The 13,348-nt window shown below is 59.6% G+C and carries 9 protein-coding genes; 2 read left to right on the top strand and 7 right to left on the bottom strand.

Translation table 11 applies throughout. The annotated features are described in order from the left end of the window. Positions 1 to 23: 23 nt before the first annotated feature. Positions 24 to 1,004 (top strand): RHS repeat-associated core domain-containing protein, encoded by a 981-nt coding sequence (locus AC1RP7_RS06200; RefSeq protein WP_493181463.1) that lies wholly within the window; start codon positions 24 to 26, stop codon positions 1,002 to 1,004. A gap of 51 nt (positions 1,005 to 1,055) precedes the next feature. Here the strand turns inward: AC1RP7_RS06200 and AC1RP7_RS06195 are convergent, their stop codons facing one another. The 7 genes from AC1RP7_RS06195 to AC1RP7_RS06165 form a co-directional block, all read right to left on the bottom strand. Next, positions 1,056 to 1,922, bottom strand: coding sequence for an ABC transporter permease (locus AC1RP7_RS06195; protein WP_057712547.1), 867 nt, complete (start codon positions 1,920 to 1,922; stop codon positions 1,056 to 1,058). A 21-nt stretch (positions 1,923 to 1,943) separates the two neighbouring features. Next, on the bottom strand, positions 1,944 to 2,804 hold the full coding sequence (locus AC1RP7_RS06190; RefSeq protein ID WP_057712548.1) for an ABC transporter ATP-binding protein: 861 nt from the start codon (positions 2,802 to 2,804) through the stop codon (positions 1,944 to 1,946). A gap of 5 nt (positions 2,805 to 2,809) precedes the next feature. Continuing rightward, entirely contained in the window at positions 2,810 to 3,835 is a 1,026-nt protein-coding gene (locus AC1RP7_RS06185) for an ABC transporter substrate-binding protein (protein WP_493181462.1), read from the bottom strand. A gap of 18 nt (positions 3,836 to 3,853) precedes the next feature. Next, the gene (locus AC1RP7_RS06180) at positions 3,854 to 4,741 is read right to left on the bottom strand and encodes a TauD/TfdA dioxygenase family protein (RefSeq protein WP_493181461.1); all 888 of its coding nucleotides are present in this window, start codon (positions 4,739 to 4,741) and stop codon (positions 3,854 to 3,856) included. A gap of 370 nt (positions 4,742 to 5,111) precedes the next feature. Then, positions 5,112 to 6,476: an HlyD family type I secretion periplasmic adaptor subunit gene (locus tag AC1RP7_RS06175; RefSeq protein WP_090452377.1), complete on the bottom strand. Its 1,365-nt coding sequence runs from the start codon at positions 6,474 to 6,476 to the stop codon at positions 5,112 to 5,114. Next, on the bottom strand, positions 6,466 to 8,622 hold the full coding sequence (locus AC1RP7_RS06170) for a type I secretion system permease/ATPase (protein WP_057712552.1): 2,157 nt from the start codon (positions 8,620 to 8,622) through the stop codon (positions 6,466 to 6,468). Before AC1RP7_RS06170 ends, AC1RP7_RS06175 begins: the two co-directional genes overlap by 11 nt. Before the next feature lie 42 nt (positions 8,623 to 8,664). Continuing rightward, on the bottom strand, positions 8,665 to 10,017 hold the full coding sequence (locus tag AC1RP7_RS06165; protein WP_493181460.1) for a TolC family outer membrane protein: 1,353 nt from the start codon (positions 10,015 to 10,017) through the stop codon (positions 8,665 to 8,667). Between the two features lie 361 nt (positions 10,018 to 10,378). Here AC1RP7_RS06165 and AC1RP7_RS06160 point away from each other — a divergent pair. Then, positions 10,379 to 13,348, top strand: a 2,970-nt coding sequence (locus tag AC1RP7_RS06160) for a retention module-containing protein (protein ID WP_493183957.1), incomplete at its 3' end; no start/stop codon positions are given.

The raw sequence follows: 13,348 nt of genomic DNA, 5'->3' as shown, positions 1-13,348 counted from the left end.
CCCATTTCCGCGAAGATCCCGGCATGAGCCAACCTGCTGATCAAGACAACCGCAGCCGGCCACGCTTAGTACTGCTGGCAACCGACCGCAGCCAATCCATCATTGGCGAAATCGTCGATGGCCAGTCCCAGACCATCGCCTACTTAGCTTACGGTGAGCAGTCCGCGCAGCAGAAAATCGAGACACGACTGGGGTTCAATGGCCAACTGCGTGAAGCCAACATTGGCTGGTACTTGCTGGGCAACGGCTACCGCGCCTACAACCCACGATTGATGCGTTTTCACAGTCCGGACAGTTGGAGTCCATTTCGTGGGGGTGGGTTGAATGCGTATATGTATTGCGTGGGGGATCCGGTGAATCGGGTGGATCCGACGGGGCATTTTTGGGAGGTCATCAAGCTTTTTGTACGGGAGAACATTAGATACCGAACTCCCCAAAAACTCGCCATTGCCAACGTCAAGGCAAACGCAAGATACAAAGCCATGTCTACTCTTGGCCGAAGCTCACGTCCAGATTCTCCCTCGCCACCGAGTCGTCAGGACACCGCTAGGTCTCAGATAGGCGGCTTTATCATGGGAGCGCCAGGCCCTAGAAATCGCGTTCCGTCGCGAGGCGGTGATATCGCGCCCCAAAATGTGGGCGGCTGGGAATCGCAAAATGGAGGGACTCCTTGGCGTGTGAGTCGTACCGCACAAGACGGTCCGTCATTCAAATCACCATCGAGACCAGGACCGAGTAGTTCTGGAGGACCAAGTAATTTTTATGACCAAAAGTATGGCTCATCTTTTAGTAAGTCTAAATCCTCACCTGATGTTGAACTTAAACCATTGTTTGTGCCCGGTAGTAACAATGCTCCCGCGAACAACGCTGCATCGGATGCCTATCGAATACATGCAGCTCACCAAAAGTATCACGACGCGCAATTGCCCGGCCCTCCTCCCTCTTACGCCCAAGTAACGCAAGAAATGGCGATGGAAAATATCAGAAAAGCCGGCAAAAAATAGCGTCTGTCGTCCATCTGCCATAGGGCAATCAAACTCAGACGCTAGCCCTCATTACCGCACCATCCCCCACCGCCTAACCGTCACCCGCTCCAACGAATCAAACACCAGATTCTCCACCAACAACCCAATCAAAATAACCACCGCCAACCCGGCAAACACCTTGTCCGTGTACAGCTCATTGCGATTCTGAAAGATGTACCAGCCCAACCCACCCTTGCCGCTGGTTGCGCCAAACACCAACTCGGCAGCAATCAAGGTCCGCCAGGCAAACGCCCAGCCGATTTTCAGCCCGGCGAGGATTGACGGCAGCGCTGCCGGAATCAGGATGAACAGCACGAAACGCATGCCCTTGAGGCCGTAGTTGCGCCCGGCCATGCGCAGGGTTTCCGAGACGCCGAGGAAGCCAGCGTAGGTGTTCAGCGCCAGCGCCCAGAGCACCGAATGCACCAGCACGAAAATCAGGCTGTTCTGGCCTAATCCAAACCAGAGCAGCGCCAACGGCAGCAGGGCGATGGCCGGCAAGGGATTGAACATCGAGGTCAGGGTACTGAGCAGATCACGACCGAATTGCGTCGACACCGCCAGCGTGGTCAGGGCAAACGCCAGAACGATGCCGATCAGGTAGCCCTTGAGCAGTACCACCAAAGAAATCCACACCTTGCCCAGCAACTCGCCGCTGAGCAGGCCGTCGTAAAGCGCGTGAGCGGTTTGCACAAAACTCGGCAGCAGCAGGTCGTTGTTTTGATAACGGGCAACCGCTTCCCATAGCACGGCAAGCAAAATCAGGATCAGGCTTTTACGTAGCCAGCCCTGTTGCCACAGGCGTTGGCCGAGGGGCAGTTCGCGCTCCAGCGGCACGCTGGTCAGTGGCGGCAATACGGTTTCGAATTCTTCACGCGGGGATGATAAATGGCTCATCGGGCCCTCCTTTCAACTGGCTCAATAAGCGATGCGGATATCAGCGAAATCCAGTTCATGCTCGGCTTGCGGTGATTGACCTTCGTCGAACAACAGTCGATGAATACGTCGCGCCGATTCCTGAAACGCCACACCGCCGAGGCTGTGCAAATCGTACTGGTGGCTGTGGACTTCCGCCCTCACCCGTCCGGGATGGGGTGACAGCAACAGAATGCGATTGCCCACCACCAGTGCCTCTTCGATAGAGTGCGTGACGAACAGCAGCGTGAAACGCACTTCCTCCCAGAGCAGCAGCAATTCTTCCTGCATCTTGCGCCGGGTCAGGGCATCGAGCGCGGCAAAGGGTTCGTCCATCAACAGGATTTTCGGCTGCATCGCCAGCGCCCGGGCGATGGCGACCCGAGCCTTCATGCCACCGGACAAGGTGTGCGGATAGGCATCGGCAAACGCCGCCAGGCCGACTTTTTCCAGATAGTGCAGCGCTCGCTCTTCGGCCTCCCTGCGCTTGAGGGTTTTCGAAGCCAGAAGCGGAAACATCACGTTCTGTTTGACGGTTTTCCACGGCGGCAGTTGATCGAACTCCTGAAACACCACGATCCGGTCAGGTCCCGGCGCATCGACGCGCTGGCCTTGCAGACGGATCTCGCCTTCCACTGGCTGGATGAAGCCGGCGGCGGCTTTGAGCAACGTCGACTTGCCGCAACCGGACGGGCCGAGCAGGACAAAGCGGTCCGCCGGATCGATCTCGAAACTGACTTGATGGGTCGCCCGCACCACGCGCTGCGGTGTGCGGTATTCGAGGCTGACGTTATCGACCGACAGCAGCGCCTGGGCTGCCGCGATCGGTTTGCTGACCGTGTGGCCTTGCAAAGGAGCGTTCATTTCGGTCAGCTCCCTTGCAGTGGTTTGGTGTCCTGGAAGAAGTAATCCTTCCACGAATCCGGTTTGTTTTTGATCGCGCCAACGCGGTACAGGAACTCGGCCAACGGGTAGGTATTTTTCGGCGTGACGCTGAACTCGAACTGCGGGTTGTCGATGATTTTCAGCAACGCCGCACGATCGATTTTGGCCTTGGTAACGCGGATGTAAGTGTCCGCCGCTGCGCCTTTGTCGTTCTGGGCAAACGTGGCCGCTTCGGTCAGCGCGTCAATGAATGCCTTGTAGGTTTTCGGGTTCTCATTGCGGAATTTCTCGGTGGCGAACAGCACCGTCGGCGAGTTCGGACCGAGCAGGTCATAGGTGTTCAGTACCACGTGCACGTTGGGATTTTCCAGCGCCTGATCCTGGAATGGCGGGTTGGAAAAGTGCCCGGTCAACTCGGTTCCGCCAGCGATCAGCGCAGCCGTGGCATCAGGATGTGGAACAGCGATGGTGTACTTGTCGAGGCGATTGAAGTCCTTGTCACCCCACTGTTTGGCCGCCGCGTATTGCAGGAAGCGCGACTGCACCGACACGCCCACCGCCGGCACTGCGATTCGGTCTTTCTCGGTGAAGTCGGCAATGGTTTTGACATTGGGATTATTGCTCACCAGGTAGTACGGGAAGTTGCCCAGAGAAGCCACGGCCTTGACGTTCTGCTTGCCGTGGGTGCGATCCCAGATGGTCAGCAGCGGGCCGACACCAGCGCCGGCAATGTCGATAGAGCCCGACAGCAACGCGTCGTTGACCGCTGCACCGCCGGAGAGCTGGGTCCAGTCGACCTTGATGTCGATGCCTTCCTGCTTGCCGTACTTCTCGATCAGGTTCTGATCGCGCACCACGTTCAGCAGCAAGTAAACGATGCCGAACTGTTCGGCAATGCGGATTTCACCTTCGGCGTGGGCCACGGTCGGTGCCACCAGGCTGCCGGCGATCAGGCTGAAACCCAGACCGATGGCCGCGGCCAGAGGTGCGAATGGAAGACGTTTGGACATGATCAGATCTCCGACAAATCAGAAAGGCGCGTCGCCCTGGATGGTGGTGCGATATAGCTTGCGGCGCAGATGGCTGGGGCATCCGGCGGCGAGGTGGATCAGCGAACGGTTGTCCCAGAACACCAGGTCATGGGGCTGCCATTGATGGCGGTAGATGTTTTGCGGCAGCACGCTGTGGGCGTAGAGCTCGGTCAGCAGTTGCTGGCTCTCGTCTTCCGGCAGGCCAACGATGCGAGTGGTGAACCCCTCGCTGACGAACAACGCCTTGCGACCGTTTTCCGGGTGGGTACGCACGACCGGGTGGACGACTTCGGCGACCTGGGCGAGTTGCTCCGGGGTCAGGGTCGGACGCCAGTTGCCTTCGAATTTGGTCTCGCTGTAACGCGCGGTGTAGGAGTGCGCGGCCGAGCGACCTTCAACGGCATTGCGCAACGCGAGTGGCAGGTTGTCCCAGGCTTTGTGCATGTCGGCGAACAATGTGTCACCGCCTTCTGACGGCAGCTCCTGGGCATGCAGCATCGAGCCCAGGCTCGGCAGTTCTTTGTAGGAGAGATCGGAATGCCAGAACTTGCCGGCGTCACCCAGGCCGATGTTCTGGCCGTTTTCGACGATGTTGGAGACAATCAGGATTTCCGGATGCCCTGCCAGCAGGAACTGCTTGAGCACATGGATCTGCAACACGCCAAAACGACGGCTGAAATCGATCTGATGCTCAGGGGTTATGCGCTGGTCGCGGAACACCACCACGTGATGATCCAGGTGCGCGCGGTGAATACGGGCGAAGTCCTGATCATTGATCGGGCGGGACAGGTCGAGACCGATGATCTCGACGCCCACCGCTCCGCTGAACGGGCGGACTTCAAAGAATTGTGGCGCGATGCTTGGCGAAGCTGAAGCTGCAGACATAAATCACTCCCACGCACGGCACGCTCAAAGGCGCGCGCGTCGATCAGAAACTCACGGAGGTCCCGTGTTGGTTCGTGTCGTGCGGCGCGCCGATTGGTCGACAGGTACGCAGGAGACTGACTTTATAGATATAAAAATTGAAATTTAAATACCGTTAACGAATAACGATATGGCGATTGCTAAGGGAGTGGAGGAATCGTGGTGTGACGTTATTTGTCACTTTCTGACAGGATTGTGGTGTTTTGGCGGACGCTATCGCAAGCAAGCTCGCTCCCACAGGGGTCAGTGGAAACACAAAAATTGCGTTTCAATACAGATCCATTGTGGGAGCGAGCTTGCTCGCGATGGGGCCAGTGGCCCCGAAGGTGGATTACCGCTCGTGCAGCGCCTCGGCCCGAGCGCGGATGATCGGCTTGAGCAGGTAGCTCAGCACGGTCTTCTTGCCGGTGATGATGTCCACGGAAGCCACCATCCCCGGAATGATCAGCAATGGTTTTTCGTCGGTGCCCAAGTGACTGCGGTCGGTGCGCAGCTTGATGATGTAGTAGGTGGTCTTCTTGTCTTCATCGGTGATGGTGTCGGCACCGATCTGCTCCAGCTTGGCCTTCATCCCGCCGTAGATGGTGTAGTCATAGGCGGTAAATTTCACCGTCGCTTCCTGGCCCGGGTGCAGGAACGCGATGTCCTGCGGGCGGATCTTCGCCTCGACCAGCAAGGTGTCGTCCAGCGGTACGATTTCCACCAGGTCGCTGCCCGGCTGGATAACCCCGCCGATGGTATTGACCAGCAACTTGTTGACGATGCCACGCACTGGCGAAGTGACCAGCGTCCGGCTGACCCGGTCTTCCAGGGCCTTGCCGGTGGCCTGGGCCTTGTTCAGGTCGGTGCGCGCTTCATTGAGTTGGGTCAGGGCTTCGCTACGGAACTTGCCACGGGTTTCATCGACCTTGCGCTGCACTTCCTTGATTGCCGATTCGGCTCGTGGAATTGCCAGCGTGGTGGCGTCGAGCTGACCACGGGTCTCCGCTTCGGCACGCCTGAGGCGCAGGACTTCCACCGGTGATACCGCGCCTTGGGCCACCAACGGCTCGGACATGCTGATTTCCTGACGCTGGAAGCCCAATTGCTGGCGATACTGCGCCTGTTTGGAGGTGAATTCGCGCAGCTCTTGCTGGCGCTGGATCAGCTGCTCCTGCAAGCCACCAATCTCATCGTGCAACTGTTGGCGACGACTGATATAGAGCGATTCTTCACTCTTGGCCTGACCCGGTACGGCCTTGAGCACATCCTCGGGGAAGTTCAGCGGGCGATCTTCGACCTCGGCGCTCAGGCGCTCGACCCGCAGCAGCATCGACAACCGATCGGCCTCTGTTTCACCGACGTTCGAAGCAAATCGCGTGTCGTCCAGGCGAATCAGCGGTGCGCCGGCTTCGACAATCTGACCTTCCTTGACGAACAACTCGGCAACGATACCGCCTTCAAGGTTCTGGATCTTCTGGATCTTCGACGATGGAATCGCCTTGCCGTCGCCCTTGGTCACCTCGTCGATCACCGCGAAGTTGGCCCAGAGCATCAGGAACACAAAGAACGCGATGATCGCCCAGATCGTCAGCCGCACCACGCGGGGCGCATCCTCGATCAGCGCCTTGTTGACCTCCGGCAGCGGCTGCCCCTGAAGTGAAGCAGAGCCTTTGAAGTAGCGAAGGATCGAACCCTTACCCGACTTAAGCAACACTGATCTGCCCCTTCTTCAACGCTTCCATCACTGCGGCTTTCGGGCCGTCGGCGAGTATCTGCCCGCGGTCGACCACGATCAGGCGATCCACCAGCGACAACAACGATGCCCGGTGCGTTACCAGCACCATGGTCTTGTTTTCGATCACCGCTGCCAGGCGCTGTTTGAGGCGCTCTTCACCGGTGTTGTCCATGGCGCTGGTCGGCTCGTCGAGCAGCAGGATCGGCGGGTTGAGCAGCAATGCACGGGCCAGGGCGACGTTTTGCCGTTGACCGCCGGAGAGGTTCTGCCCGCGCTCGCCGACTTGCAGCTCATAACCCTGCGGATGCAGGCGCGCATACTCGTGGACGCCGGCCAGTTCTGCGGCTTGCAGCACCAGTTCGTCCTCGACATACCGCGCGCCGGAAACCAGGTTGTCGCGCAAGGTGCCGGCGAGTAACTGAATGTCCTGGGGCACATAGCCGATGTTGTAGCGCAGCTCGCTGACGTCGATCTGGCGGATATCCACACCATCGACCAACAACGCGCCGTCATCCGGCTGGTACAGCCCCACCAGCAACTTCGCCAGCGAGCTCTTGCCCGAGCCGCTTCGGCCAATGATGCCGACCTTCTCGCCGGGACTGATCGACAGGTTGATGTTCTTCAGCGCCAGATTCTGCTGTTGCGGGTAGGTGAAGTTGAGCTGGCGGCACTCAATGCCACCCTGCAGCACCTTGCGGCTGAGCGGACGCTCTTCGAAATTGCGCTCCTGGGGCAGCTCCATCATCTGGTCGACCGAGGTCATGGTCACCCGCGCCTGCTGATAACGAGTCAGCAACCCGGACAGTGACGCCAGCGGGCTGAGCGCACGACCACTGAGCATGTAGCAGGCAATCAGGCCGCCCATACTCAGGTGACCGTCGATGATCTGGTACACGCCGAAGACGATCATGATCACGCCGGCCAGTTGCTGGATCAGCAAGGTGATATTCATCGCCAGGCCGGAGAGCATTTTCACCCGCAACTCAAGGCGACTGAGGGTGCCGATGGTCTGCTCCCACTGATACTGGCGTTCGCTTTCGGCGTTGTTGACCTTCACCGCATCCAGGCCGGCCAGGGTCTCGATCAGGCTCGACTGACGCTCGGCCCCCAGCGCCATGGTCCGTTCCATGGTCGCCACCAGGGGTTTCTGCAAGGCATAGCCAATGGCCAGGGCGATCGGGAATGCCAGCACCGGTATCCAAACCAGATGCCCGCCAAGGATCGCGATGACGATAAAGATCAGAATTGTGAACGGCAGGTCAATCAGGCTGGTCAGTGTCAGCGAGGCGAGGAAGTCCCGCAGGCTCTGGAACTCATGGATGTTCTGGGCAAAGCTGCCGACCCGCGCCGGCCGGTATTTCATGGCCATGCCAACGATGCGCTCGAACAGCGTGGCCGAGATAATCAGGTCGGTTTTCTTGCCGGCCAGATCCAGGCACAGGCTACGCAGGCTTTTCAGGATCAGGTCGAACAGGTAGGCGCCCGTGATGCCGAGTGCCAGCACCCAGAGCGTCGCTTCGGCCTGGTTTGGCACGACACGGTCGTAGACGTTCATCACGAACAACGGCGCGGCCATGGCAATGATGTTGATCAGAAAACTGGCGGCGATGGCATCGGCGTACAACCAGCGCGAACGCTTGAGAGTGTCGCGGAACCACGAGCGCGCACGCGGAATCAGCGTGCCGTGATTGACGTCGAACTTGTGCTGCGGCTGGGCGAAAAAGACTTTGCCGGTGTAGTCATCGGCCAGCAGGTCACGGCTGACCAGGGACTCACCGCCGTCGCTTTCGCTGAGCAGCACCCGTACCTGATCTTCGCCTTGCCAGCCGAGCAGGACGGCACTTCGACCGTCCCTGAGCAACAACAATGCTGGCATCGCAATCGCCGGAATATCCTCCAGCTTGCGTTGCAGCACCCGACCTTGCAGCCCCGCGCGAGCGGCCGCACGAGGCAGCAACTCGACACTCAAGCGTTGCTCGGGCAGCGGCAGGCCGGTGGTCAGCATTGCCGCGCTGGCAGGTTTCTGGTGCAGCATGCAAAGAGCGAGCAGACCATCCAGCAACGGATCGTCATGCAACGCGCGCGGATCATGGATGAGTTGAACCCGACTGACTTCTGATTCCACGCTCTGCACTCTTGGCTAACAATTGAACAATGAAGGTCCTGCTTAATTCATACCGGGCAATTGGACCTTGGGCTTCATGTCGTTCTGCACAACGGATGCCAATGGTGCGACCACTCCCTGGCTCTTGAGCAATTCGCCCATGGTCGCCTTGATTCGGTACTGAGTAAATAACTGAATGTTCTTGATCTCCGCCAGACGGCGGGAGGAGGAAAACAGTTCGTTCTCACTGTCGAGCAAATCGAGCAGGGTGCGCTCGCCGAGACTGAACTGACGCTGGTAAGCGGTACGCACGGCGGTGCTGTGGTCGACGTATTGCTGGGCGATCGGCACTTGCGCGTTGGCGTTGTTCAGGGCGTTCCAGGCCAGGCCCAGCTCTTCATTCAATTGGCGCAGGGCGTTGTTGCGGATGTCCAGCGCCTGGTTCGACAGGTAGGACTTGGATTCCAGATCGGCCTTGTTGCTGCCGCCGGCATACAGATTGAAGCGCATGCGCAGCATGGCCTGCCATTCGTTGTTGTGGCCGTTCTGACCATCAATGTCGTTGTCCGCGGAGCGACCCAACTCAGCATCGAAGCGCGGGTAGAACGTCGACTTGGCAGTGTCGTACTGCTTCTCGGCAGCGGCGATATCGGATTCGGCCGAACGCAGGATCGGGCTGTTTTCCAGCATCTGTGCACGGGCTTCATTCAGGTTGGCCGGCATCAGCGCCATGAAACTCGCCGGGCGTTCCAGTTGATCGGGCATCTGGCCAACAGCGGAGAGGTAGTTGGTTTCGGCGTCAGCCAGGTTGGTCTGCTCGGTGATCAGGTTGTTGCGCGCCTGGGCCATCCGCGCCTCCGCCTGATCAAGGTCGGCGCCACTGCCAATGCCACGCTGGGTGCGCAGTTGGATCTGGTCGTAAATGCGCTGGTGGCTCTTGAGGTTGTCCTCGGCCAGACGTACGAATTCGCGACGAGTCAGCACGTCGAGATAGACCTGGGCCACGGTCAGCCCGGTGCGCTCGGAAGTACTCAGCAGCGAGTAGGCGCGGGAGTTGACAGTGGCTTGTTGACGCCCCACTTCGCTGGACGTCGCAAAACCGTCAAAAACCATTTGGGTCAGACGTAAATTTGACTCACTGCGATTCAGGGTTTGCCAGTGATTGTTGCTGCCGTCCGTTCGCGTCGTCACGCTATCGGTGCCTTCACGACCATAACCGCCCAGCAGGTCGACCCGTGGCAAATATCCACCTTTTGCAGCCTTCAACTGATAATCCGCAGCCAACCGACTGTTGACACCCGCCTGAACTTCCGGATGGACATCCAGCGCTTGTTGCATGGCTTCTGGTAAGGACTGCGCCTGCACAAAAGACGCGGCGAGGACGAAAGGTATTGCCATGAACAAAGGCGAACGCATTGTAGGAATTTCCCAGAACTTCTTGTCTTGAATCACAGCAAAAGAACGCGCTGCGTCGGAAGATGGCAAGCGGAATGACCGTATGTCGGAAAGTTCAAAAAACGGAACTGGATCACATACCGAGGACGAGTCACAGCTGAAATATCAATGTGACATTACTGGGACGATTGTTTAGGATGGCTCGAAGAAGGTCAATAGTTTGGCATAAAGTTAATAACGAAAAAATATAGCCAATATATTGACGATTTGATGCGTCAAATTTGTGCATCTATTTTGCAATGTACGTCCAGACTGGTCGGCACAGACAGATGCCATCAGGTCCATGGAAGTCAACTGAACGTGACACCCCGGAGAGTCTTCAATGAGCAGTGTTGTTGCCATCGTCAAAAGCATTGTTGGTCAGGTTTTCGTGGTGTCCCCCGAGGGCATCCGCCGCGTTCTCGTTGAAGGCGACAAACTGTTTGCCGGCGACCAGATCGACACTGGCCTTTCCGGCGCCGTGTCCCTGGAACTGGCCGATGGCCGCACCCTGGATCTGGGTCGTGACACTCAGTGGAGCGCTGACGCTCCAGACTCCAGCACTGACCTGGCAGCTGCCACCGCGCAAGCCGCGCCTTCGGTAGAAGAGCTGCAACAGGCCATTGCTGCCGGTGCCGACCCGACAAAAGACCTTGAAGCCACCGCTGCCGGCCCGGTTGCCGCAAGTTCTGGTGGTGCCGTCGGTGGTGGTCACAGCTCCGTGATGCTCGACGCCACCGCTGGCCGCGTCGATCCGACCATCGGCTTCCCGACTGCAGGTATCAAAACTGCCGGGCAAACGACTCTGGAAATCCCGGGTGGCCAGGCCACCAACGCCAACATCAACGCCAATACCAACGCTAATACCAACGCCAATACCCCGAGTGAGTCAGCCCTCAGCCTCAGTGCCACGCCGACCATCACCGAGGCCGGTGGCGTGCTGGTGTACACCGCGACCCTGACCCAAGCACCACTGACCGACCTGACTGTCACGCTGTCCAACGGCGCCGTGATCGTGATTCCCGCAGGCGCGACCACCGGCACCGTCAACGTGCCATTGGCTGCGAACGACACTGTCTATAACGACGCGACCCAGATCGATGTAACTGTCACCGGCACCAGCGGCGGCAGCGGCGGCAGCGGCGGCAGCGGCGGCAGCGGCATCACAGTGACGCCGCCGACGACCCCGGCCGTGACCCAGGTCACCGATACCCTCGACACCACCACGGTCACCCTGACGGCCGGTAACACCGTCACCGAAGGCGGCCAGATCACCTACACCGCGACCCTGACCAATCCAGCACAGACGCCAGTAACCGTCACTCTGTCCAACGGCTCGACCATCACCATCGCCGCCGGCCAGACCAGCGGCTCCGTGAACGTGCCGACCTCGGCCAATGACGTCTTTAACAACGGCAGCACCGTCAGCACCACCATCACCAGTACCACCGGCGGCAACTTCGAAAACCTGGTGCCCAACACCACGCCAGCCGTGACCACCATCACCGATTCCGTGGACAACACCGGGCTGACCCTCACCGCCACCGGCAACATCACCGAAGGCGGTCAGATCACCTACACCGCGACCCTGAGCAACCCGGCCGGCACGCCGATGACCGTGACTTTGAGCAACGGCTCGGTCATTACCATCGACGCGGGCCAGACCACCGGCACCGTCGTCGTCGAGACTGCGGCCAATGATGTTTATGTCAACGGCAGCACCGTCAGCACCACGATCACCGGCACCACCGGCGGCAACTTCGAGAGCCTGGTGCCGAACACCACACCAGCCGTGACCACCATCACCGACTCCGTGGACAACACAGGGCTGACCCTGACCGCCACCGGCAACATCACCGAAGGCGGTCAGATCACCTACACCGCGACCCTGAGCAACCCGGCCGGCACGCCGATGACCGTGACTTTGAGCAACGGCTCGGTCATTACCATCGACGCGGGCCAGACCACCGGCACCGTCGTCGTCGAGACTGCGGCCAATGATGTTTATGTCAACGGCAGCACCGTCAGCACCACGATCACCGGCACCACCGGCGGCAACTTCGAGAGCCTGGTGCCGAACACCACACCAGCCGTGACCACCATCACCGACTCCGTGGACAACACAGGGCTGACCCTGACCGCCACCGGCAACATCACCGAAGGCGGCCAGATCACCTACACCGCGACCCTGAGCAACCCGGCCGGCACGCCGATGATCGTGACCTTGAGCAATGGCTCGGTCATTACCATCGAGGCGGGCCAGACCAGCGGCAGCGTGAACGTGCCGACTGCGGCCAACGACGTCTATAACAACGGCAGCACCGTCAGCACCACCATCACCAGTACCACCGGCGGCAACTTCGAGAACCTGGTGCCGAACACCACGCCGGCTGTGACCACCATCACCGACTCCGTGGACAACACAGGGCTGACCCTGACCGCCACCGGCAACATCACCGAAGGCGGCCAGATCACCTACACCGCGACCCTGAGCAACCCGGCCGGCACGCCGATGACCGTGACCTTGAGCAATGGCTCGGTCATTACCATCGACGCGGGCCAGACCAGCGGCAGCGTGAACGTGCCGACTGCGGCCAATGACGTCTATAACAACGGCAGCACCGTCAGCACCACCATCACCGGCACCACTGGCGGCAACTTCGAAAACCTGGTGCCCAACACCACGCCAGCCATGACCACCATCACCGATTCCGTGGACAACACCGGGCTGACCCTGACCGCCACCGGCAACATCACCGAAGGCGGCCAGATCACCTACACCGCGACCCTGAGCAACCCGGCTGGTACGCCGATGACCGTGACCTTGAGCAACGGCTCGGTCATTACCATCGACGCGGGCCAGACCAGCGGCAGCGTGAACGTCCCGACTGCGGCCAATGATGTTTATGTCAACGGCAGCACCGTCAGCACCACGATCACCGGCACCACCGGCGGCAACTTCGAGAGCCTGGTGCCGAACACCACGCCGGCTGTGACCACCATCACTGACTCGATTGACACCATAACGGTGACCCTGACCGCGACCCCGAGCGCGGACGAAAACGGCACCATCACCTACACCGCGACCTTGACCGACAAGAACGGCGCCCCGGTCACCGCGCAGAACGGTCCGGTCACCGTGACCCTCGACAGCGGCAAGGTCATCACCATCGCCGCAGGCCAGAGCTCCGGCACCCTGCCGGTGACGGTCGGCAACGACCTCTACAAGGGTCCGGCCACCGTCACTGAATCCATCAAGGACGCGGTGGGCGGCAACCTGGAATTGGTGTCGCCAAACACAACGCCAGTAACC

The sequence above is a fragment of the Pseudomonas sp. GW822-FHT01E03 genome, from assembly GCF_058802985.1.
This window is presented reverse-complemented; position numbering and strand designations above follow the sequence as displayed.

Excerpts from the sequence above, each read along its gene's own strand:
- AC1RP7_RS06200 (WP_493181463.1), top strand. The coding sequence starts at position 24 with ATGAGCCAACCTGCTGATCAAGACAACCGCAGCCGGCCACGCTTAGTA.
- AC1RP7_RS06195 (WP_057712547.1), bottom strand. The coding sequence starts at position 1,922 with ATGAGCCATTTATCATCCCCGCGTGAAGAATTCGAAACCGTATTGCCG.
- AC1RP7_RS06190 (WP_057712548.1), bottom strand. The coding sequence starts at position 2,804 with ATGAACGCTCCTTTGCAAGGCCACACGGTCAGCAAACCGATCGCGGCA.
- AC1RP7_RS06185 (WP_493181462.1), bottom strand. The coding sequence starts at position 3,835 with ATGTCCAAACGTCTTCCATTCGCACCTCTGGCCGCGGCCATCGGTCTG.
- AC1RP7_RS06180 (WP_493181461.1), bottom strand. The coding sequence starts at position 4,741 with ATGTCTGCAGCTTCAGCTTCGCCAAGCATCGCGCCACAATTCTTTGAA.
- AC1RP7_RS06165 (WP_493181460.1), bottom strand. The coding sequence starts at position 10,017 with ATGCGTTCGCCTTTGTTCATGGCAATACCTTTCGTCCTCGCCGCGTCT.